The sequence below is a fragment of the Bacillus cereus group sp. MYBK95-2 genome, from assembly GCF_051915225.1.
Taxonomy (GTDB): Bacteria; Bacillota; Bacilli; order Bacillales; family Bacillaceae_G; genus Bacillus_A; species Bacillus_A cereus.
In genome coordinates this window covers 1-20,751 of sequence record NZ_JBQAEH010000017.1, presented here as the reverse complement: position 1 = coordinate 20,751, position 20,751 = coordinate 1, and the positions used below count along the sequence as shown (strand labels likewise).

Sequence of the window (20,751 nt, the reverse complement as noted above, 5' to 3'; positions counted from 1 at the left end):
TGATTAGAATTAAAATTTAACATTTAAAATAAATTTAATTGAATTTCTTGTTTTGCATATTCAACTCGGTATAGGGCTAACATTTTTTCCCTAAATCTTGGGTATAAATCTAAAATCATAAATTGAAGTTCTTCTTTTGTGAGATTGTTTAAAACGCCACCTTTATTTCTTTTATAAACATCGGTTTCAAAATGTTTATTTATTTTTTCATATAGCTTGCTATAAAGAAGGCCAACATTATTATTTTTCGTATTTATTAATCCTAATGATTTAATCATATGTTTTATGACCCTTTTATATCTTGTGTATTCATTAACTTTTTTTAAGTAATTATTATCCTTCATACTTTCTTTGAAATGACTTTTAGAAGTGACATTCCAGCCTTTACTTTTATAAAATTCCATAGCTTCATGCTCGAATCTATAAAAATCTTTTGTTGTAAATTTATCTTTATTTAGTTCCTTAAGAATAATATATTTTGTATCTTGATCTAAATATAAAATTGTTCTATCTGCATTTTCAAAAAAGCTAGGTATTCTAGAAATATGCTCAATCCATCGGATAAGAAAAGCCTCTTCAGTTTCGCCTACATATACCATTTTCATTTTTTTATTAATGATGGCGTATATTCCAGGTTGAAAAGAATTTTTATCATCTACCATTTTTAAGCCCCCTTTTATTAAATTATACACGTCATTATAAAAATACTATTTTTTATTTAAAAGTTTTAAGGAAAAATTATATGTAAGAAAATATATTCAAAGAGGAACAGTATACTCTTCACTTTCTACCCAGCATTTATATTCCCTAACCCACAATTTTTTCATGTCATGTACATCCAAATTGACCACTTTTATTTGAAAAATCATGGTCTTTCATCTCCATAACATTCCATTTGTACTTTTAAGTGCATGTTTGTTATATTTACTGTAGTAGTACTGTAGTATTACTCATTGGTATATAATAAAAAGAGGGATGTTGGCGCATCCCCCTTGGTAACTGTTATCGTAAGCTCGATTGGTTACTAAAATATTATTTCTGTTTAGAATCGTCCGTAGGCTGGCAGGCATTTTGGACGATTCTTTTATTTGTTTTATCTACCAAACTATATGCAAGTGCTATGAAGTATACCTTCAAGCCTTCCTGAATAGGATCGTGCAATAGACTCAATGAGTAATCAAACAAGTCTTTCATTCCCATGTGTATCCCTCCTTTCTCGTAAATTATCAAAGAAAGGTTAGCAACCCAATCAGCTTCCGATATAGTGATTTTAGCATACCATGAAAAATGGTAAATTTAATAATCCTATTTAATAAACCTTATTTCATTATTTCTTACAAAATTATTAACCTTCAATACTTTAATAGTGGTACGGCAACTATTCATTTCTTTTTGGGCCTATAATAAAACAATAAATTTAAGGAACTGGTTGCTCATTATAGGTATTATTTGAAATTAGAAATACCATGAGTTTTTCTTTGTGAACTTGTCATAAATTGCGCAACAAATTCTAAATCAATTAAACTAAGATTTTTTAGCTGTTCTTGCTCCTTTTCTTTTCGTAAACGTACTTTAACGATACTTTTAAAAGCTCGTTGTCCCATATCATCAAGTGTTGGATAGAAATTGTGTAAGCATTTTAATTGATTAGGTGTTAATTTGCCATCTTTTTTAATTGTTTTAGCAATGTTCTTGTAAAACTCACTGTTTGAAGTTGCTAATCGTTTATCCAATGCTTTATGTAAAACTTCTTTCAAATATGCTTTTTTATCTTTTGTTAAGCGTTGCTCATTAACAAGATTGCCCTCTGTATCGTAAAAATCTGTTTTAAAATCATCTGTGAACTTCTGGATGCACTTGGAACCTACAATCATTATATTATTATTCAATTTATTCCTTATTATATATTCATAGCGTATTTCCTCATGATTGCATAATTCACATTCGGCTTCACAATATTCATTATCCTCTAAGCCTTTGTATTGCCATTCCTTACGCGCTTTTGGAAAATCCTCTTTTTCTACACTTTTTTTCAATAAATTTTTCTTGGCCCTTTTAATCCAATCTTTACTCATTTTTCTCCCATTCCTTTCTATCACGTTACTATGATATACGACCATTCATTTGTTGTAGTACAAAGAGACATAAAAAAACCACCCGTATCGCAAAACATGGGTGGTCTTCTAAAATTAGAAATTAGTATTTAATTGTGACCATGCACCTTGCGGTAGCGATAGGTAAAAGAGATTTTCTATCATCTCTTCATTTATAATATGTACGTACAAAAATCGTTAAAATATCATTAAATAAATTATAACAAAAGTTCTAAATAAAGAAAAGACACCCCTAAGGTGCTCTTCTCCGACTTGAATCATCCTATAAAACTATACTTTTAAAATAAATCCTACTATTCATCTACTTCAAGTGTTTCATTACAATCACCACATTTAATATTTACACCTAATTTAGTAGTTCTAACAATGAGATCACAATTAGGACAAATCCATCTGTAATAGGATTTTCTTTTCTTTTTTTCCTGGGTCGCTGGTGATGTAGCAATCGAATCATTTTTATTTGAATCAATTAATGCAGCTTCTATTGAGTTAATAGTGTCACTTATTTCTTGAATGCGTTGAAATTGTTCACGCCCCTTTCGAGAAATAGTAAAAATAGATTGATCAATCTACATTTTTGAAATGATTTTTTTTGTTTCATCACTGAGTTTTGCAAAGGACCAACCGTAAACTGGATCTGGTTTATCAGTTTCATACATAAATCCACTCTTAATAGCCCTTTCCTTAAAATTTTTATTATGATATGTATTATTTCTTGAAGTATCTTGAATATCATGTACTTTGTTGTACAAGTGAACCATTTCATGGAGAAGTGTATCCATAGTTTCATAGAACTCATAATCTATGTATTCTGCGCTAATATTAATCTCGTATAACTTATTATTGCCCTCTTTATCGCCCCATATTTCCTTTGTAGTGCACCATCCCATTGCCAATTTATGATGATAAGAGCTTTGAATTGTAATTGCTGCAGAAGGTAATGTTCCTTCAAAGAAATGATGATTAAAGATATTATAAGCTTTATATAATTCAGCATTAATTTTATCAATTGTAATCATAAGTAGAATCTCCTTTTATTTTTGAATACTAGTATTCAAAAATATTATAGTTTTTCGCTTTCTGAAATTAAATATTGAATACTAGTATTCAATATTATTATTCGGATTTAGCAGATTTTTACCTGGATATTTGTACTAGATAAAGTTCGTAATTTAGGCCATTCAGGAATTTTGGCCAAGAAATATTTTTCGTGTTTTAAATTTTATTTTTACTTACTAATTCATTAAAAAAATTGATGTAAGGGTATAGAGATTTGGGACTTTTTAAACCTAACATTAATTTGATTTGAAGCGGATCTATTCCATCACGAAGAGCATTTAATACAAAACGGTTTCTTAAAGTGGTTGGGGTAACATGTATATTAGCTCTTTTATTCTCTTTTTGAAGCATCCGCTGTATAGCAACCTTTGTAAATGGTTTTGGTGCATCTAGACCATAATCCCATCGAAATGCTTTACGTGCGAAATCAAAGGCAATAAACAGGGAGTGATCAGAATGTTGTTGAGGTCTTAATATATCTGGAATCTCTTTGTAATAAGCGAATAACAGCTTTTGATCGTCCTTTGAAAGTTGTATTTGTCTAGGAAGCAATGAATCTTTACCAGGTGTAATCACACCTGTACCTAAATTTACATTCTTCATTGTCAAAGTTACCAAATCATTAACAGAAAGTCCGTAATAAAGCATGAAATGTACTAATAGCGTATTTCTATTTATAATATAAGGTCTCCCTGTTGCTTGGTTTTCTGAAAGCCCATCGTAGCTTTTTATAATGTATAAGAGCTTATGTATTTCTTCATCAGTAGCAAAGTTACTTTCTTTTAAATTAGATGAAGGATTTTTGTTTACTTCAATTTTGGCATTGAAATAGTCTAAGCAGCTTTTAATGTGTATATATTTTTGTTTCAAAGTCGAAGTCTTGTACCGTTCTAACGATTTAAGAGAGGATAAATACTGTTCAATATCATTACTATCTAATTCTTTTAAAAGTGATTTTGAGACATTCTGTTGAGTTTGAAGCCAATTTAAAAATGAATTAATATCATAAAGGTAACGGGTAATGGAAGAATCCTTACGTCCAATGCTCCTCATATATAACCGGTATTCTGCGGTTAGTTGGTCAAAAGTCATTTTATATACCTCTTTTCAGTCAAAATCGTGTACCGTATTATAACATAAAAAAAAGAAACCAAGCCATAGGGGATTCTTGGTTCTGTCATTTCCTTCTATAAAGTTCTTTCTACTATGCTCAACATTATCATGCATGTAAAAATTGCTGGTAATACAATTCCTATTACCTTTTCTAAGGCAGCTGGTAGTGCCAGCACTATATATAGTAAACTGAAAAATATATATAGAATAAAGAAGCACATGCAAGAAATACTTAAGATCCATAATACTGAGGCAAACATTATTTCTTCCTCCACTTAAAACATAAACATGCTTTTCATAAATTCTAGAATACCACTCAGAAAAACACCTGTTTTACCATTCATTATCGCTATAATTCCGAAACAAATAATAATAGGGGCAATAACCCACTTTATAAGTTTCCAAATTGCATTTAGAAAAAAGTATAAACAAATTATGCAAAATATAAATTTAAAAATATTAAAACTAAATTGAGGAAAAACAAATGAAAACTTTATTAACATGATGCTTACTAATAGTACTTTTATACATGAATAAGATCTTTCTAACATATAGACCATCTTTTTTCCTCCTAACTTTTTTACACTTTTATTCTTTTCTCTTTTTACACTTTTATTTTGATCAACGTTATCAGTTTATATATTAAGGTTACTGTTTAATAAGCTTAATGATTTTTACTGGCTCATACATTTCTATTTCTTCATTTTTTGATTCTACTCTTTTGGTTTCAAAAGATACCATATAACACTCACCATTCAGTTGTACTTCAGCTTCTAAATCTTTATCTATCCAATACGGCTCTGTATTTGAATTTAGGTATGTCCCAAACAAGAAATAGTTACCTGATCTATTTATCATTTGAAAATACTTACTACTAGTATTCAGTTCTTTTTCAACCATTTTTTCTGCCATCTTCACGTTTTCTCTACTCTGTTCTATCGTTATAGCATACTCTTTATTACTTTCTTTAAGTGAATTGGCTCCCCAATCAGCAAACGTCATTATCGCTAAACCAATTGCGATTATCATTAGAACTCTAAGCAAGAATTTAATTATTTTTTTATCTTTCGCTTTTATTTTCAATTTATTCATATTTAAATCACCTTATAATTAATTTCTGACTTTAATTCTTTTCCCATAATAATTCTACCTGTTTCATCTACCGATCCTTGATATTCACAATTGCATAAAGGACACCATAAGCGAAAAACCCTATGATCCTTTCCGATAAATAAACCGACTCGACTTGGAGTACCATTACTATTAATTGATGCAATAACTGATAAATCACCTATAAATCTAAGGTCAGCCCCACATTGACAGTGAGGCTTTTCATATTTAATTTTTTTCACTTATAAGTCCCCTCTCTATTAATGTTTTAACAAAACTTCAACTATTGCTTTGGCTTTTGGGTTTTCCACTCGGTAATAAGATTCCTGTCCTAATTTATCGAACCTTACAATACCTGTTGTTCTTAGTTTTGTTAAGTGCTGTGATACTGTTGACTGTGGAATATTAATTTCCTCAACTAGTTGTGAAACATTGCAACCACCTTTTGATAAAAGTACATCTACTATTTCTAATCTAACTGGATGTGCTAATGCCTTTAACATATCAATATCTTTTTCTGGAACAATATTTATCATAATGAATCTCTCCTTATCAACTTATAATTCTATTATAACACTTTTACACTTTTACACAAGTGTAAAAGTGTAAAAGTGTTATAGCTTTTGATGATTTTTTTTACTTTAAGTAAAATTTGTAGCTGTTTCCGCTATATCCAAGATTGAATATTCTGTATATTGTTGATAAATAACTACCTAATATATACATATTATGTTTATATGTTTTAAAATTAGTTTGTACCAAATAATTACAAATAGGAGGAATTAGATATGAAGAAGAAAAAAATATTTTCAACATTACTTTCTCTAGGGGTAGCATTTGGGATCGGGGCAACTACATTAACGTATCCTATAACAGATGTTAGTGCGGCTGTAAAAGATAAACAAGAACCAGCAATTCTTCTTATGAATGGTGATAGTAGCGAGGTAACTCACCAGTTTAATGTTTCACCTGGATATGGCCATGTAAAAATGATGCTTGTTAATAAAGGAGAATCTAAGGTTACTGTTCACCTTAAACATTCTAGTGGTAAATATTACATTAAAAAGTTAGTACTTGATCCAGGAGAGAGAACAGACTGGATTAGCAATGATGATCCTAATTTTAAACAAGGGGTTAGATCTGGTATTTACGAATTATCGCTTACAAGTAACGATAAACCTACAAGAGTTCAATTTGCCTATAAGGCGAACAGCGATGAATGGTAAAAAAAGTGGGGTGTTACAATACCCCACTTTTTTTATTACTTTATTCTAAAACAAAATCAATAAATTAAAATTCTCCTATTAATCTTATTCTGAAGGGGGCACAGTGCTATTCTTAAAACTTCGCAAAACCGACTCATCATTTGCAAATACTAATTCATGAGATGCCTTAAAAATTAAATCGTTATATAATTTCACTTTATCTTCTTGAATTTCGAATATAGACTGATCTTCGTTACCATTTCTGAATGGCGTTATTAGTAAAGCTAATGATGGAGTGAGTGGATAGTATAATTCCAATTCTTTTGCTTCTGTATATTCAGAGTAGTCTGTACGTGTATTTATTACTGGCTGATCACCAGTGATAAAAGGGGTAGTACTATTATTTTTCAAAATCAAGAAGCGGTGTAAATCCCTAGAGCTAATACCCTCAGCACATCTTCTAGCAAATATAACATAAAGTACACTCCATATATTATCAATTAATTTGGGATCAATAGGTTTTTGATTTTTCTTTTGCTGTTGACCTGCCTTAAAAGATTTTTGTATATTATTCTTCAACATATTGGTTCTCATATACTGTAAACATATGAAAAACAAAAATTTAAGTTTATCTTCTTTACTATTGAGAAAATCCATATTACTATTTTTTAGATAATTTAAATAAGGCAGAGCTTCATCTTCTATATCACTATGAAAATCCTCTGCCATGTTATTTATAAGGACATCAAATGCTTCTTCTTTTTCATTATTCCATGCCCCTTTACGCTCTAATTCCTCTTTTTTTATAAATGGGGATATGCAATCATTAAGCCATAATAAATCCTTTATTTGACTTACTTCAGTCCCCTTACCATGAATAAAGCCATTTATAATAATGACTATTTCTTCTTGGCTAAGATTTCTTAGTCTATAAAAATCTCGTTCCTTAGCAATTTTCTTTGGATTAGTTGAAAATAAATTAACATTTCTTAAACAAACTAATTGCTCTAATTTATCAGTCCATGCGGTTAGGTAATATCTCCAGACATAATGCTGTCCACGTTTTTTTTCCATTTCAGTTCACCTCATTTTATTTAGTATAAACAAGCATAACATATTAACATTTGGATTATATAATGCGGAGCTCCATTAATATTTTTTAAAAAATTTAAATATACGATATTTTTACACTTTTACACTTTAAAACTAGTGTAAAAGTGTAAAAAGTATCTATGTATCAAACTCACAAGAAGAATTTCATTTGTTCATGATTTTCACTTATGTTAGAAATGATAGTCTTTCCTTCCAAGCTATTATCAAGCTCATTTTTCAATTCGGGTTTATCTCGTAATATTTTTTTAGGGTGAATATACACTTCATAAGGTTTATTCCCAGAAACTTTTAATTTTAACCAGCCCTTCATTTTACTTACTTCAGCATTATTGTCTAATACCTCATGTACATGCCCTTCAAATTCAAATTTCCGGCCAAGATAGAAAAATTCTTTAATCATGTATTGGTTGTATTTTTTAAACCAATCATTTGCAATAGCCTTTTTCCATTCTGCTTGATCTGTATATATTTTTTTATCTAAATGATATTGCGTTGCCATAATAACTCTCCCAACAAATTATTAAGATTATGATATATTCATTATATCACTTTTACACTTTTACACAAGTGTAAAAGTGTAAAAATCTATTTATATTTATCTATCCATTCATTTATAGCTCCAGGGATATTCTTTGTATTACTTTTTACCTCTTCAAAAATATAAGACATAAATTCTGTCCAAGAAAACTCTTCTTCATATGGATTATTTTGATTAATAAACTTTATAATCCTTTTTAGCTCCCTTAGCCTTCCAGGATCTAACTGTTCTTGTAAATACATTTTTAAATACTTGTTTGTAATAGTTGAGTTTTTTAAACTCACTTCCAACAATATTGCTGTAGCCTTAGAAGGTGTTACATCTAATGCATAAGCCAAACTATTAATCTTTTCAGCCATTTCCTGTGTAAAACGAATTGTAATACGATCTGTCTGGCCGTCTATCTTTTGGCGTTGTAAAGATGTTCTTTCTAAGTTCCCAACATAGCATGTATTTCCAAATACTAAATCCCTTCTAAAGTATTCTGATAAAAGATCCATTACTTGTTTAGAATATAAACCAATTGAACAAATATGCTCCGACACATCTTTTACTGGAGTAGTAGTTATATAGGAAATACGTGAAATTGTTTCTTTAAGATTAATAGAAACCGTTGGCTTAATGTCCTTTTTTTTATCTGACCTTGTCTTCCTCTTTTTTTCTTCTGTTTTCATTTTGCCCTCCACTTTCATACTTTAAGTTTTAACCAGTGTCCTAGTGTCCTAGATTTATTTTATGTATATGTGATAGGGAAGAGGGATATGTATAAATTTTTACTAATCTGTTAAACATGGAAATGAATACGGAAGGGGAGAGGATCTTTATGCGATTATCAAAAGAAGAAGCTAAAAAAATCGCAAAGATAGGTATTGAAGCGAGAAAAAAATATAATTTACCAGGAAAGAAAAGAAAGCAAAATAAAATTATTTTAAACAATAAAAAATAACACAATAATGCTGTGTTATTTTTTATTACTTTATAAGACCGACAAACGCTACTAATAAATTTTATTTGGATTATAACGTATACACATCAAATTTTTGGTATTCTTATAGAAGAATATAAAGTTAAGGTTAGGTGAAGATATTGGAAATATTATTACAAATAATTGCAGCATTAGGTGGAGTTGTTTTTGTAGCCTTCATAATTATACTGGTAATTATAATTTTATTTAAAAAACAACTAAACCCGTTCTTTTTAAACTTATTAAGATTAAAGTATAAGGAATTTGAAATTGAAAGAAAAGTTGATAGTGACACCGATTCAAAAAACTCAGCAACAGAAGAAAAACCCATCCAAACAGAACCAATACAACAAGATGCGGCCGAGGAAATTAGCAGTGCAATAGATGAAGGTGTTGAATCGAAAAGTGATAATTTAATAACTAAATTACTCACAGCCTATCGAGAGAAAAATATTCCTGAAATGAAAAAAGCCCAAGAAGAAATACTCTATGAGGCCAAAGATATTAATGAAAAATTAAAACTAGACGCATTATATCATTGTCTCCTCTATCGTTTAGGTCAAGATACTTCTCAAAAATTCAAAGAGCTAGAAGAAAAAACAATTGATAAAAAAGTATATTTAGAGATAATGAGTGCCATAGGAAATTGTTATAGAGACACTAAGAGTTATGAAATATCCGCAAGCTATTATCAAAAAGGGCTACTAAAAGCAAAAGAATGGTCCGATGAATATCATATATGCTCTTTTACAAAACAAATTGCTGATTGTTTCTTCATAACAAAGAAACAGACCCAAGCATACGATATTCTTATGTCTGCTCTCAAAGAAGATAAAAATCCAGAAAATCAATTCAATTACTATGAGATGTTAGCTGATTTTTATAAAAAAGATAACGATGTGTATTTATACACATATATGCTGGAAAAGGCGCTAGAAATTAAACCCAACCATAAGGATACCTTATTTTCGATTGCGTATGCTTTTGGCGAACTAGGGTTAAATGATGTCTCCACTATATATTACGAAAGACTACTTGAATTGGATAATAAAAACGCTCCTGCTCTAAATAATTTGGGAGTCATATATAATGCTTTAGGCTTAACATCAAAAGGAGCAGAAAGTTATAAAAAAGCTATTGCGCTCAATAATACATTAGCCTCAGCAAATTTAGCGTATATACATATGGGAGCAGGATTAGTAGAAGAAGCAGAAATGTTGCTTCAGGATGCTTATACTAAAAAGAATATACATCCAAATGTGCATGAAGCTTCAACAGCACTAGACAAAAAAAGAAAAGCAGAGGAGGAATTAAAAAATAAAGCATTAGCCGAAGGTGAAAAAATTCAACAATTTTATCAAAATGCATTGACTAGAAAATTAGAAAAAACAGAGTCAATCGCTCATATTCTTCAGGGAAAATGGAAACTAGACGATAAAAACACCTATGAAATACGAGCAGTAAATAATTACATAGAAATTACTAAGGACAAAGAAAAGTTCTCCGGCCATTTTATAAATAAATACTTAGAACTTAAGCATTTTACACAAGGTTTTTCTTTTTCTTCAAACGAAGCTCCGTTTGAAGAAAATGGTACAGCAAAAGGATATCTACTAGAAGATAATGCGACTATACTATTATTAAAAATAGATAGATATGCAAATCGTACTTACTATAAATTAAAAAAGGAGCTTAATTTATAATAAAGTAAAAAAACAACCCGCCAAAGTAGGGTTGTTTTTTTACGAAAAAGAAAAACCTCATAGATTACTTACTGTTATTTAACAATTCAATTGCCTTAGCAGCAGCTTCATTAGTTGAAAGACCTAACTTTTTACCCTCATTATGGAACATTTCATACATTTTAAGTGCATCATGTGCCACTTCAAACATCTTCTTATCGTCTTTAAAAGCATATGTTTTAAGACGAGCATGATCTTCTTCTAAAACCTTAGTTGTATGTGTAGCATATATTGCTTTTGACTGTTGTTCACCTTTTGTTAAAGGGTTTGATTTTCCAGATTTAAACTCATTAGTATCAATATCTTTAAAACTCATTCTTTTTCAATCCTTTCTAATAACTCGTTAACTACATCTTGATACATTTCTAATACTGCTTTATCGTGCATATCTTCATTAGTAATTCCATTTTTACTAAACAATTTTATACGTTCACGTTTCATTATTTGTGAATTAAATAAGTGATCATTAAATATCTTCTTAGAGTCTTCAAGCACTTCATTATCGACTTTTCCCTTTTTTGTAACCAAATAAGGAATAACTCCAGCCAATTTAATATTCTCATTATAGTCAAGAAGGTCTTTTAAATACTCAATAAATTTTACAGATGATGCAAAGGACTGTTGATGTGTTTGCATAATAAGAGCCACATAATCACTAGCTACAATCGCATTATTAGTAAATTCACTGATTGTTGGTGGAACATCAATAATAATGTAATCGTAATTTTCTTTGATTTGATCAATTAGATATTTTAATAGATAAAATCTCTTTGCTTTATCATTAGTTAAGTCATATAAATGTGCTGGGAATCCTACTAAATCTAAATCACTTGGGAAAATATCTAACTCTGAATTTGCGTTAACAACACATTTTAGCAAATCCTCTTGTTGAATTGCTTCAAAGAGGCTTGTCTTTACATTTGAATCCATACTAAATGTATTAAACATAATTTCAGTAGCATTGGCTTGTGGATCGAAGTCAATTAATCCCACCTTTTTTCCTTGCTCTTGTAATAAGTATGCAAAAATAGTTGCAAAAGTTGTTTTACCAACTCCACCTTTGAAATTAGAAATTGTAATTACTGTCATTTTTCATTTCTCCTTTTGTGTTATTCTACTTAATTTTACACTTTTACACAAGTAAAAAAGTGTAAAAACATTTAATAATCATCTTTAATTTCGCCACTAACCTTCGTCATTGATAAGGTATATCTTTTTTCAAGTTCTTCATCTGATAATTGCATGAGGGCATTCAAATGGATTTCATCAATTAACAAAATCCACTCTATAAGATGTAGTCTTTCTGTTTCAACCACTTGGTTCTCACTCCTAAAATAATTTTACACTTTGTTACTTTTACACTTTTACACTATTTGATATTAGAAAATAACTATTTTTTTTGCTCCTTTAAACCTACGCTTAATTTCATTCTTTACTTTTATTTTAGCGATTTCTCTTGATGATGCATAAACAAAACATGATCCGCTTGATACTTTTAAACTTTTATGTATTTCATATGCTATTTCAAATTTACTCAAACTGAGACTTACTTCATTAATCATATTTGAACGCCTTTCTTTACACTTTTACACTTTTATTTTTTTACACTTTACTAATAATAGAAGATAGTCTCTACCTATTTATTCCTTTATACTAAATATTTTTATACCGAAAACAATTAAACAAATAGAGGTTGCGACTATAATAGCTTTTAAAATGGAATCCATTGGTTGTGATAAATCCCCTATGTATACAGAGATCTTATTAAAATAGAAAATATAGATTCCAAACATCCCACCACCAATAAGTACAAATGAACGAAAGTATCTTTTATAATACTTATGCATTCTGAACCACCCCTTTAATTGCAAAACGACCCTATAATAGAATCATCTTATATTTTATTTTTTAAGCTACAACTTCAAAAGGTTGCTGGTATACCATAAATTTATTAATACCAAAACTGGACTTGTCATAACTGAACCCTCCAACCTATGTATATGTAAATTAGTACTTTGTTTAATTACTTATATACTCATTATAACACTTTTACACTTTTACACAAGTGTAAAAGTGTAAAAGATAAACTTTTTCTACTTTAAGTTGAATACATTATATATATTGTGATGTATGTCAATAAAAAATAGTAAGGAATGAAATCCTTACTATTTTTTATTTGTTAAATTTAGAGGGATTATGTTGGTATATAAAAATTTTTAGGGATTAAAATCTACAATTATATGCAATTTTATGAGTTAAGTCGTAAATATAAAAATAGTAGAAGTATAGATTTGAAAGATTGCTATACTTCTACTAAACCATGTAATCAATTCAGTATATGCAGCATATAATTTCTTACAAATTAAATAATCTTTGAATCATGGATTTCTTTGGAACTGGAATCTCTTTCTTATCTTCTTGTAATAGTGTTATAGCTTTATCTAACTTATTTTGTAACAATTTAATTTCTTGGTCCTTTTCTTCTGTTATGGATCGCTCCTGTATTAATAAATCTATAATGGTTTGGTTTTGCTGAACTATTTTATCCTGTTGCTCAAACATGTGTACAAACCGCTCTTTCATCATAAAACTTTCTTCTTGTGAACGTTCAGCTTCTAAAAGCGTTATATCAGCGTTAGCATATCCTTGAACGCTATCCGTTTCCGTTGCGTTCATCTCTTCATATGGCTTATTCTGTGCATCCTGAGGGTTATTTGAATTATTCTCTTTAAATGTATTAGCAACTGAAGTGTCTTCATTACTAACAGTAGCAGCAGCTTCATCTAGTTTCCAATTTTGTTTTAGATATATTTTCATTTGTCTGAGTATCTCTATATCTTTCTGATAATATATCCGCTGGTTACGATCATTGCGTTCAAATGTGTAATCCATTTTCTCTAATTCAATGGACCATCTGCGAAGTGTATTTGCGTTTATTTCTAATTGCTTTGCTACTTCTTGAGCAAAATAACCATATTCCAAGCGTTACACCTCCGTTTTTCTACAAACTAAATTAGTTATATATATCTTTTATATACATAGTAGGCCGAACCCTTTGTCCTCCCTAATTTTCCCTAAAAGTAGTCAAGAATCGCTAAATTTATTAATCATTAATAAGAAAAGATTTCTAAATGTTAATTGAATAATAGATTATTTTTTTCTAGTTTATTTTTATGTACATATTACAAATAAATGTAAAACTATCATTTTTAGAAATAAAGGTTAAAACAATAAAGAATAACTAATTCAAATAAATATAAAGAGGAAAAGGAGATAGCGTAAAAGCCTTGAGGCTCTAAGGGTAAAAGAGTTATTAAAAATATTTAAATGTAGAATAAACAATTAAACAAGAAGACTATTCAATAATTAACAATTAACAAGGAAACTATTCAATAATTAACAAACCAACAGGTAGTATATCGTATTATCACATATACACAAGTCTTGAATCGTAATAGAGAAAATAGAAAAAGAACACAAGAATAAGAGAGTTGATGTTTAAAACTACCTTTTTCTTGTGTTCTTTTTTGTTGCCTTTATAGTTTTCCATGACTAATAGCCCTGTTATGCTTTATTTTAAAAAATAAAGAACAAGGCTGAAATGAACTAGTTTTTAATTTTTTATTTTATGCCTTTAAAGCATCTGGTACTGGAATATTATTAGTTAGTAGAGCCCGTACTAGATCATGCCTCATATCGCTATAAGAATCATCTGGAACATATTTATTCTTCCAAGAAAGAATAGATTCTCGGAATTTAGCTCGCATAAACGCTCCAAGAACGCTTACTTTGTTACCAGATTTCACAAAATTCTCTAGCTCATCTAACGCATATGTCATTGTATATGTCATAAATGTTTTAATATCTTTTGTATGTTTTAGAAATTGAGCAATTGTTGAGATTTCATTTTTAAATGCAACAATAAGGTCCTTGTCCTCTTTCATAGACAATGCTAACTTTAATGACTTCAAGCGATCCTTTGCTTCTTTTCTCATACGTGCTTCTTGTTGTCTTAGAATCTTATTTTGTGATTCAACAACACATTCAGCAGAAATATGAACGTTAAATTTAGTGATGAAAATTTGTTCAACATACTCCTTGATACGAGTAAGCCTACCCATATTAGGTTTACGCACTTCTGTATTTGAAGCTGTAAAAGGGAAAATAGGTCTAATAACATTTAAGTATTCACGTACTTTTTTAGCATTACGTCCTAGTTTTTCTTTTAGGTAACTCATTGTGCGTTGTGTAATGAATTTTTCAATTTGATCTTTATTCTCTAGACCTATTTTTCTAGTAAATGTATTACATAAGTCTAAAAGTAATAAAATACCTTTTGAGTCACGATGAGAAACTAATTGTTTTAAAACCTTAGAATCTAGTAAATGGCTAGGAATTCGGAAATAAGAGAGTTTTCCAATGTCTTGTTTAGTTGTTTCTTTATATGTACGGTTTAATCTAGCATAGTTGCAAATTTCATAAACAGGAATTCTCCCGTCAATTAGAACTTCTTGAACCATTCCAGATTTTAATAATGCTTGAAATCCTGTGTGTACAGTCGTATATGCAATACCAGAAGCATTGGAAATAATAGATAATTTAAAATCACGAGGTAGTAAACCTACATCATTTACATAAAAATGTAAGTAAATATAGGTTGCTAGAGCTGATGAAGGAAGCGCATATTCGCCCAGCTCATTATTTTTAAGTAGATAATGGCGTGTTTCATCAAACATTTTTACTCCACGCATGAGGAATTTTGATGGTATGTTACTTGTTGTATCTAATTTTATATTTGTCAGTTCATTGATGTTAAAATCATCGTTTGTGAACATGAAAAAACCTCCCTAAATTTTCCACCTAAATAAAAGAGAATTAGAGAGTTTTGTATTCACAAACCTTTATAACTTATGATATAATTTAGTCATAAATAATTTTGTGATTAAAACTCTGCTAACGGAAGTTTTTAATTGATTCAAAGTTTGCCGACCTAGATCAATTAAAAACTGTGGGTGGAGTTTTATTTTTTTGTATTTTTTTTATGAAACAAATGTGTTTCTTTATCTGTTTTTATCTATTTTTATCTATTTTTATCTTTTTTCTGTAATTACTTTTTATTCTATAACGTTTCTCCAACAATTTCAATATACTTAAAGTGTATGTTGTATACTTTCAGAGAATAATAATAAATTCGTATAAATAATTATATTATAAAAGGAACGTTAGTTCTACTGATTTATGGCTTTTATACGCTAAAAATAGATTATTATTAAAAAACAAAAGGCTTGAGGGAGAAATTCCTCAAGCCTTTTGCTGCAAAAAAAAAATTATGTACAATCAAAAAAATCACTTATATTCACACATATGGAAAATATTAAATGTGGAATAAGAAAATCTTACCATGTAAAATAGAACGAAGCTGGAATATAAAGGTTGTCACTGGAAAACAATTCATGTTATTCTATGAAATGTTTTTTTACTAAATCCGTATAATCAAGCAATGAGTCAAGAACGATTTTTTGTTTTTCTAATGGTAAATTACTAATTTTGTCTTTTATTTCTTCAAGTTGTACATCTGTATCACATTTTCTCCCAACTAATGTATCAAGTGATATACCAAGATAATCTGAAATTTTTATTAAAGTTGAGAGATCGGGTTCAGTCCTATTTGCTTCCCAATTTGTGTATGTTGGACGAGCGACATTAAGGTAACCTGCGATTTCATATTGTGTTAATCCCCGTTTTTTGCGAAAATACATTAAACGCTCTCCTACTGTCGCCATATACACCACCCTTTCGAATCTTCGAACATTATACTTGAAGTAATAATAAGGATGGAATATATTTGGATAGAACGTTCTCAAACTAAACCTTTGGTGCGCAAATGGTAATTGTTTGAAACCTGTTTGGGCTTAAAAACAGAACAAACGTTCTATCCCGTGGTAGAATATGTTATATTTATGTTGTTATATATGGTTAACATGATTAAAATGTTTTTTTAAAAACGATATTAAAAAATCTTAATATACATTTAAAAAGTATTTAGAAAGTAGGAACTCTCATGGAACAAAACTTTTTTGTAGAAATTGTAAAAGAATGCAAGGAATATACAAACTCCGATACATTGGAAACAGTTATAGAATTACTAGATGTCATAGAAAAATATGAAAATCTAGATAACTTAAGTGACTCGTAATTACCTTTCATATCCAACCCTTAATCATCTGTATTATTTTCATTTTTTAAATTAGCTTCTAATTTTAAAAGATCAGCATAACGAATTAACTCACGTTCTACCTCGGGTTTATATTTATCTGGAACGCTCATAAATCGGTCATATAGTAGACGAGCTAAACGTTCAATAGGCTCTTCCTCGGTTTCATTCCTTAGATCCTCGTCACGGATATTATGTGTAAGTAAATAAGCCTCCGTTACATTGAAGTAGGAAGCAATTTGAGAGATTTTATTTAATCTTGGCTTCTTTTCTCCCTTTTCCCAGCTGGAGACAGCACTAACGGAAACCGACATTGCTTTAGCAAATTCAGTTTGATTAACGCCCTTAATTGCTCTTAATTTTCTTATGTTTTTCCCTAAAACTTCTTGGTTCATATAATCAAACGCCTTTCTTTTTTCACTTAAAGTGTAATTTTTAATCTTTTAGAGTTGACTTTAATCTTTTAGAGTTATACAATGTTCTCAGGGGGTGAGAAAATGGATAACATTTCTACTCGAATTACCATGCGAAACATCCGCAAATCCAAAAATCTATCTCTAGCAGAAGTATCAAAGGAATTAGATTTATCATTAGGCGTTCTAAGAGAGATTGAGATTGGAAGTAAAAGTACAACACTCTCTAGAGCTGAACGGATCTCAGAATTTTATGGAGTTCCCATTGAAAAATTATTTCTTCCAAAGTATTTCACTGCTGTAACAGAGGATAATGATCGAAAAATATAAAACCATTTATATTTTTTCTAGGTAATTCTTCTTATATTATAAACAAAATTGCACTAAAAGATAAAAAAGTACTATAGGTTTTTCTTATTTCTAAAATTGCCAATATTGAATTAATAATTTTTATATATAAATTTCAAAACATGTTAAACATAAGAATTTTACTTTAAGTGAAATTGTAGGGGGTGATTTGGTTGGCATTGCTGGTTGAACCGACTAAAAAACAGGAAAAGAAAATTATTAAACTTGTTCTTAAAGAATTCAAAAAGTATCATTTGTATGTTTGGTCATTGGAAGAGAAACAACAACCAAAGATCACAGCATCATACACTTTGAATGAATCAACTACAGTAAACAACACGTTTCATTCTTCTACAGAAAGTACAGCTCTTAAAAATGTTGAAGCATGTGAGTTTACTACTTCTCTATTACGTAAAATCAGTCGTTTGGAGTTAACCCAAAGGCAATTGGTTATTCATTACTATATTAAGAAAGATAAAAGTGTAGTGCAGCTTTGTAGTCAATTTCATATTTCAGAATCTCAATTTCATAGGACAAGAAATCGAGCATTAATGACTTTAGCATATGCACTTGGATTAGCAAGAGAAGAGTTGATTGATCCCGACTAAAAATTTGAATTTCGAATAGTCAACTACTACATAAAATGTTATATTTTAATATGGTTAAATAATAATTATAAAATATCGAGCGCTATCCTAGTGCTATATATAGGGAGGAAACTATTACTAAATTAGGATAACTCAACAATTTGAGTATTTAGTAATAGATTACACACACATGTTTAAAAAGACTGCTGCTAAAAAAACCGCTGCTGGTATCATGACAATTGGTATTGCATTATCTACAACAATGATTTATAGCCCAACAAAGGCATTGGCATGGTATACGCCAGATAGCCCAGGTTATGATGAAATTGTAATTTCTTCAAATAATTCACTTCAAAACCCTGCTCGTCCAAAGGGAGATTTAAATTACTATGTTAAAGGCTACGTTGCTCCAGATGGCAAAGTAACTTTAGTTGGACCTTTTACTGGTGAAGTATTTAATGGACAAGAAATTGAAATTGTTGATCCATTCAAAGGTAACTATAAATTGAAGATTAAAGTGGTTAAATCTGAAAAACCAGAGCCGAAGCCAGAACCAAAACCAGAACCAAAACCAGAGCCGAAGCCAGAGCCGAAGCCAGAACCGAAGCCAGAGCCGAAGCCAGAACCAAAACCAGAACCAAAACCAGAGCCGAAGCCAGAGCCGAAGCCAGAACCGAAGCCAGAGCCGAAGCCAGAGCCGAAGCCAGAACCAAAACCAGAACCAAAACCAGAGCCGAAGCCAGAGCCGAAGCCAGAGCCGAAGCCAGAACCGAAGCCAGAGCCGAAGCCAGAACCGAAGCCAGAGCCGAAGCCAGAGCCGAAGCCAGAACCGAAGCCAGAGTCGAAGCCAGAGCCGAAGCCAGAACCGAAGCCAGAGCCGAAGCCAGAGCCGAAGCCAGAACCGAAGCCAGAGCCGAAGCCAGAACCGAAGCCAGAGCCGAAGCCAGAACCAAAACCAGAGCCGAAGCCAGAACCGAAGCCGAACTTCTTTATTCCTAAAAATGAAGATATGCCAGAAGCAAAATTTGTAGTAGTCGAAAGCAAAAAAGAAAATCAACAACAAGTAGAGCTTCCAAAGGAAGAGAATAAGCAAGAAGTGGAAAGTAACGGTATTACAAAAGGCGAAATTAAATTTGTAGAGAAAAATGGTGTAGTTGTTCCAATGAAGAATAAAGAAGATGATGTTGCTTTATCTGTGAATACTACCCTTAAAGATATTGCAGATAAAAAAGGCGATAAAGAAAAATTAAATACTTCCGAAGAACAAGTTAAACCGGAAGAAGTAAAGCAAAATGAAGAAAATAAACCAGAAGAAGTAAAACCAGAAGAGAAAAAAGAAGAAAATAAACCAGAAGAGAAAAAAGAAGATAAAAAAGAAGATAAAGATAAAGCCTCTAAGCAGAAAGACAAAAATTCTGAAGTTAAAGAGGAACAAGGCGGATTATCACCAATTGCAGTAGCTGGTGGAGTTGCTGGAGCTGGAGCTGTAGGTGTTGGTGCTGCGGCTGGAGTTAGTCCAACATTTAGAAGATCATTGCAAAGCGGTTTAAGAAGACTAAGAGATCTATTTAGAAAATAATTATTCAAAAAGACTAGGATGATAAATCCTAGTCTTTTTTTATGCCTTTTTTTGAAAGCAAATATTTATGGGAGTTTTATGCAAGTTTCGTGAAAGTATCTTGATAGATTCTTGACAGGGAGGGAATCGTGATTGGCGGTACGATATTACCAGAAACAAAACGTGTGTGGAGAAGCGTCTACCTCCCTTATCAATGACGAACCGTGTATAGGTAAAAGATGTTTCGAAAAGTGTAACCATAAGAGAGGACACTTGGGTTCTGGATCGCACTAGTTTGCGACTACTTATATGGGGGATTTGGACTATTACTTTTAATGGTTTTACTAGGTTTGGTTTTTATCCTCTCTATCTTAGTAATTTAATAAACCATTTGTTTTATTCTTTTTTGAATTAATGATTTTTTATCTAGTGATTGATAATAAACATTTGTGCAAGATATTTAATCGTTGATTGAAAGAGGTGTAGGACTAATAAGTAATACACCAATTGTTAGTATTTTTGCATCCGTTATGGATGTTTTTTTATTCGATTTTTAAAGGGGGGTGAAAAGAAGTGGGTGAACAAAAAGGAGCGATTTTAATTATTGTAGTATGTCTTGTGATCTTTGGATTATGCGTAGGATTTGCAACAGGTGTGATACAACCATTATTAA

General features: G+C 30.4%; 26 protein-coding genes. 6 read left to right on the top strand and 20 right to left on the bottom strand.

Annotation, left to right across the window (positions count from 1 at the left end):
- Positions 1-23: 23 nt before the first annotated feature.
- The 8 genes from ACTFN4_RS29030 to ACTFN4_RS28995 all read right to left on the bottom strand — a co-directional run bounded on the left by ACTFN4_RS29030 (position 24) and on the right by ACTFN4_RS28995 (position 5,932).
- Entirely contained in the window at positions 24-662 is a 639-nt protein-coding gene (locus ACTFN4_RS29030; RefSeq protein ID WP_439963210.1) for a hypothetical protein, read from the bottom strand.
- Positions 663-1,032: 370 nt separating this feature from the next.
- Entirely contained in the window at positions 1,033-1,200 is a 168-nt protein-coding gene (locus tag ACTFN4_RS29025) for a hypothetical protein (protein ID WP_439963209.1), read from the bottom strand.
- 245 nt (positions 1,201-1,445) lie between these two features.
- Complete coding sequence (locus ACTFN4_RS29020; RefSeq protein ID WP_439963208.1) at positions 1,446-2,075, bottom strand: hypothetical protein; 630 nt, start codon at positions 2,073-2,075, stop codon at positions 1,446-1,448.
- A 608-nt stretch (positions 2,076-2,683) separates the two neighbouring features.
- A complete protein-coding gene (locus tag ACTFN4_RS29015) occupies positions 2,684-3,133 on the bottom strand; it encodes a SprT-like domain-containing protein (protein WP_439963207.1) in 450 nt (149 codons plus the stop codon).
- A 196-nt stretch (positions 3,134-3,329) separates the two neighbouring features.
- Positions 3,330-4,265: a tyrosine-type recombinase/integrase gene (locus ACTFN4_RS29010; RefSeq protein ID WP_439963206.1), complete on the bottom strand. Its 936-nt coding sequence runs from the start codon at positions 4,263-4,265 to the stop codon at positions 3,330-3,332.
- 669 nt (positions 4,266-4,934) lie between these two features.
- A complete protein-coding gene (locus tag ACTFN4_RS29005) occupies positions 4,935-5,378 on the bottom strand; it encodes a hypothetical protein (protein WP_439963205.1) in 444 nt (147 codons plus the stop codon).
- 2 nt (positions 5,379-5,380) lie between these two features.
- On the bottom strand, positions 5,381-5,638 hold the full coding sequence (locus ACTFN4_RS29000) for a hypothetical protein (protein WP_439963204.1): 258 nt from the start codon (positions 5,636-5,638) through the stop codon (positions 5,381-5,383).
- 18 nt (positions 5,639-5,656) lie between these two features.
- Complete coding sequence (locus ACTFN4_RS28995; protein ID WP_086390125.1) at positions 5,657-5,932, bottom strand: ArsR/SmtB family transcription factor; 276 nt, start codon at positions 5,930-5,932, stop codon at positions 5,657-5,659.
- 252 nt (positions 5,933-6,184) lie between these two features.
- Between ACTFN4_RS28995 and ACTFN4_RS28990 the strand changes: the two genes are divergently transcribed.
- On the top strand, positions 6,185-6,622 hold the full coding sequence (locus ACTFN4_RS28990) for a hypothetical protein (RefSeq protein WP_439963202.1): 438 nt from the start codon (positions 6,185-6,187) through the stop codon (positions 6,620-6,622).
- Positions 6,623-6,706: 84 nt separating this feature from the next.
- Here ACTFN4_RS28990 and ACTFN4_RS28985 read toward each other — a convergent pair whose 3' ends face one another.
- From ACTFN4_RS28985 to ACTFN4_RS28975, 3 genes are all read right to left on the bottom strand, one after another.
- Positions 6,707-7,675, bottom strand: a complete 969-nt coding sequence (locus ACTFN4_RS28985; protein ID WP_439963201.1) for a DUF4238 domain-containing protein — start codon at positions 7,673-7,675, stop codon at positions 6,707-6,709.
- Positions 7,676-7,844: 169 nt separating this feature from the next.
- Complete coding sequence (locus ACTFN4_RS28980) at positions 7,845-8,213, bottom strand: hypothetical protein (RefSeq protein ID WP_439963200.1); 369 nt, start codon at positions 8,211-8,213, stop codon at positions 7,845-7,847.
- A gap of 86 nt (positions 8,214-8,299) precedes the next feature.
- Positions 8,300-8,926: a hypothetical protein gene (locus ACTFN4_RS28975; RefSeq protein ID WP_439963199.1), complete on the bottom strand. Its 627-nt coding sequence runs from the start codon at positions 8,924-8,926 to the stop codon at positions 8,300-8,302.
- A gap of 149 nt (positions 8,927-9,075) precedes the next feature.
- On the opposite strand from ACTFN4_RS28975, the gene ACTFN4_RS28970 reads away from it, so the two are divergent.
- Both ACTFN4_RS28970 and ACTFN4_RS28965 read left to right on the top strand, forming a co-directional pair.
- On the top strand, positions 9,076-9,198 hold the full coding sequence (locus ACTFN4_RS28970; RefSeq protein WP_439963198.1) for a hypothetical protein: 123 nt from the start codon (positions 9,076-9,078) through the stop codon (positions 9,196-9,198).
- Positions 9,199-9,338: 140 nt separating this feature from the next.
- A complete protein-coding gene (locus ACTFN4_RS28965; RefSeq protein ID WP_439963197.1) occupies positions 9,339-10,919 on the top strand; it encodes a hypothetical protein in 1,581 nt (526 codons plus the stop codon).
- Positions 10,920-10,983: 64 nt separating this feature from the next.
- Here the strand turns inward: ACTFN4_RS28965 and ACTFN4_RS28960 are convergent, their stop codons facing one another.
- From ACTFN4_RS28960 to ACTFN4_RS28920, 9 genes are all read right to left on the bottom strand, one after another.
- Positions 10,984-11,274 (bottom strand): hypothetical protein, encoded by a 291-nt coding sequence (locus ACTFN4_RS28960; RefSeq protein WP_439963196.1) that lies wholly within the window; start codon positions 11,272-11,274, stop codon positions 10,984-10,986.
- On the bottom strand, positions 11,271-12,047 hold the full coding sequence (locus ACTFN4_RS28955; protein ID WP_439963195.1) for a ParA family protein: 777 nt from the start codon (positions 12,045-12,047) through the stop codon (positions 11,271-11,273). Before ACTFN4_RS28955 ends, ACTFN4_RS28960 begins: the two co-directional genes overlap by 4 nt.
- 71 nt (positions 12,048-12,118) lie before the next feature.
- Complete coding sequence (locus ACTFN4_RS28950) at positions 12,119-12,274, bottom strand: BH0509 family protein (protein WP_439963194.1); 156 nt, start codon at positions 12,272-12,274, stop codon at positions 12,119-12,121.
- A gap of 63 nt (positions 12,275-12,337) precedes the next feature.
- A complete protein-coding gene (locus ACTFN4_RS28945; RefSeq protein ID WP_439963193.1) occupies positions 12,338-12,520 on the bottom strand; it encodes a hypothetical protein in 183 nt (60 codons plus the stop codon).
- 78 nt (positions 12,521-12,598) lie between these two features.
- A complete protein-coding gene (locus ACTFN4_RS28940) occupies positions 12,599-12,805 on the bottom strand; it encodes a hypothetical protein (RefSeq protein ID WP_439963192.1) in 207 nt (68 codons plus the stop codon).
- A 508-nt stretch (positions 12,806-13,313) separates the two neighbouring features.
- Positions 13,314-13,940: a MerR family transcriptional regulator gene (locus tag ACTFN4_RS28935; protein ID WP_439963190.1), complete on the bottom strand. Its 627-nt coding sequence runs from the start codon at positions 13,938-13,940 to the stop codon at positions 13,314-13,316.
- Positions 13,941-14,584: 644 nt separating this feature from the next.
- Complete coding sequence (locus ACTFN4_RS28930) at positions 14,585-15,793, bottom strand: hypothetical protein (RefSeq protein WP_098769916.1); 1,209 nt, start codon at positions 15,791-15,793, stop codon at positions 14,585-14,587.
- Positions 15,794-16,414: 621 nt separating this feature from the next.
- The gene (locus ACTFN4_RS28925) at positions 16,415-16,741 is read right to left on the bottom strand and encodes a helix-turn-helix domain-containing protein (protein WP_000246688.1); all 327 of its coding nucleotides are present in this window, start codon (positions 16,739-16,741) and stop codon (positions 16,415-16,417) included.
- Between the two features lie 433 nt (positions 16,742-17,174).
- On the bottom strand, positions 17,175-17,567 hold the full coding sequence (locus ACTFN4_RS28920; protein WP_001071172.1) for a helix-turn-helix domain-containing protein: 393 nt from the start codon (positions 17,565-17,567) through the stop codon (positions 17,175-17,177).
- A 102-nt stretch (positions 17,568-17,669) separates the two neighbouring features.
- Here ACTFN4_RS28920 and ACTFN4_RS28915 point away from each other — a divergent pair, with 102 nt between their 5' ends.
- The 3 genes from ACTFN4_RS28915 (at position 17,670) to ACTFN4_RS28905 (ending at position 20,099) form a co-directional block, all read left to right on the top strand.
- Complete coding sequence (locus ACTFN4_RS28915) at positions 17,670-17,915, top strand: helix-turn-helix domain-containing protein (RefSeq protein WP_000368831.1); 246 nt, start codon at positions 17,670-17,672, stop codon at positions 17,913-17,915.
- A gap of 191 nt (positions 17,916-18,106) precedes the next feature.
- Positions 18,107-18,541, top strand: coding sequence for an ArpU family phage packaging/lysis transcriptional regulator (locus ACTFN4_RS28910; protein ID WP_001196774.1), 435 nt, complete (start codon positions 18,107-18,109; stop codon positions 18,539-18,541).
- Between the two features lie 169 nt (positions 18,542-18,710).
- Positions 18,711-20,099 carry a hypothetical protein gene (locus ACTFN4_RS28905; RefSeq protein ID WP_439963189.1) on the top strand — a complete coding sequence of 463 codons (1,389 nt, stop codon included), beginning with the start codon at positions 18,711-18,713 and terminating at the stop codon, positions 20,097-20,099.
- Positions 20,100-20,751: the final 652 nt, after the last annotated feature.

What these genes read in the sequence shown, in the direction of transcription:
- ACTFN4_RS29030 (WP_439963210.1), bottom strand. Translation starts at nt 662, where the DNA reads ATGGTAGATGATAAAAATTCTTTTCAACCTGGAATATACGCCATCATT.
- ACTFN4_RS29025 (WP_439963209.1), bottom strand. Translation starts at nt 1,200, where the DNA reads ATGGGAATGAAAGACTTGTTTGATTACTCATTGAGTCTATTGCACGAT.
- ACTFN4_RS29020 (WP_439963208.1), bottom strand. Translation starts at nt 2,075, where the DNA reads ATGAGTAAAGATTGGATTAAAAGGGCCAAGAAAAATTTATTGAAAAAA.
- ACTFN4_RS29015 (WP_439963207.1), bottom strand. Translation starts at nt 3,133, where the DNA reads ATGATTACAATTGATAAAATTAATGCTGAATTATATAAAGCTTATAAT.
- ACTFN4_RS29010 (WP_439963206.1), bottom strand. Translation starts at nt 4,265, where the DNA reads ATGACTTTTGACCAACTAACCGCAGAATACCGGTTATATATGAGGAGC.
- ACTFN4_RS29005 (WP_439963205.1), bottom strand. Translation starts at nt 5,378, where the DNA reads ATGAATAAATTGAAAATAAAAGCGAAAGATAAAAAAATAATTAAATTC.
- ACTFN4_RS28995 (WP_086390125.1), bottom strand. Translation starts at nt 5,932, where the DNA reads ATGATAAATATTGTTCCAGAAAAAGATATTGATATGTTAAAGGCATTA.
- ACTFN4_RS28990 (WP_439963202.1), top strand. Translation starts at nt 6,185, where the DNA reads ATGAAGAAGAAAAAAATATTTTCAACATTACTTTCTCTAGGGGTAGCA.
- ACTFN4_RS28985 (WP_439963201.1), bottom strand. Translation starts at nt 7,675, where the DNA reads ATGGAAAAAAAACGTGGACAGCATTATGTCTGGAGATATTACCTAACC.
- ACTFN4_RS28980 (WP_439963200.1), bottom strand. Translation starts at nt 8,213, where the DNA reads ATGGCAACGCAATATCATTTAGATAAAAAAATATATACAGATCAAGCA.
- ACTFN4_RS28975 (WP_439963199.1), bottom strand. Translation starts at nt 8,926, where the DNA reads ATGAAAACAGAAGAAAAAAAGAGGAAGACAAGGTCAGATAAAAAAAAG.
- ACTFN4_RS28970 (WP_439963198.1), top strand. Translation starts at nt 9,076, where the DNA reads ATGCGATTATCAAAAGAAGAAGCTAAAAAAATCGCAAAGATAGGTATT.
- ACTFN4_RS28960 (WP_439963196.1), bottom strand. Translation starts at nt 11,274, where the DNA reads ATGAGTTTTAAAGATATTGATACTAATGAGTTTAAATCTGGAAAATCA.
- ACTFN4_RS28955 (WP_439963195.1), bottom strand. Translation starts at nt 12,047, where the DNA reads ATGACAGTAATTACAATTTCTAATTTCAAAGGTGGAGTTGGTAAAACA.
- ACTFN4_RS28945 (WP_439963193.1), bottom strand. Translation starts at nt 12,520, where the DNA reads ATGATTAATGAAGTAAGTCTCAGTTTGAGTAAATTTGAAATAGCATAT.
- ACTFN4_RS28940 (WP_439963192.1), bottom strand. Translation starts at nt 12,805, where the DNA reads ATGCATAAGTATTATAAAAGATACTTTCGTTCATTTGTACTTATTGGT.
- ACTFN4_RS28930 (WP_098769916.1), bottom strand. Translation starts at nt 15,793, where the DNA reads ATGTTCACAAACGATGATTTTAACATCAATGAACTGACAAATATAAAA.
- ACTFN4_RS28925 (WP_000246688.1), bottom strand. Translation starts at nt 16,741, where the DNA reads ATGGCGACAGTAGGAGAGCGTTTAATGTATTTTCGCAAAAAACGGGGA.
- ACTFN4_RS28920 (WP_001071172.1), bottom strand. Translation starts at nt 17,567, where the DNA reads ATGAACCAAGAAGTTTTAGGGAAAAACATAAGAAAATTAAGAGCAATT.
- ACTFN4_RS28915 (WP_000368831.1), top strand. Translation starts at nt 17,670, where the DNA reads ATGGATAACATTTCTACTCGAATTACCATGCGAAACATCCGCAAATCC.
- ACTFN4_RS28905 (WP_439963189.1), top strand. Translation starts at nt 18,711, where the DNA reads ATGTTTAAAAAGACTGCTGCTAAAAAAACCGCTGCTGGTATCATGACA.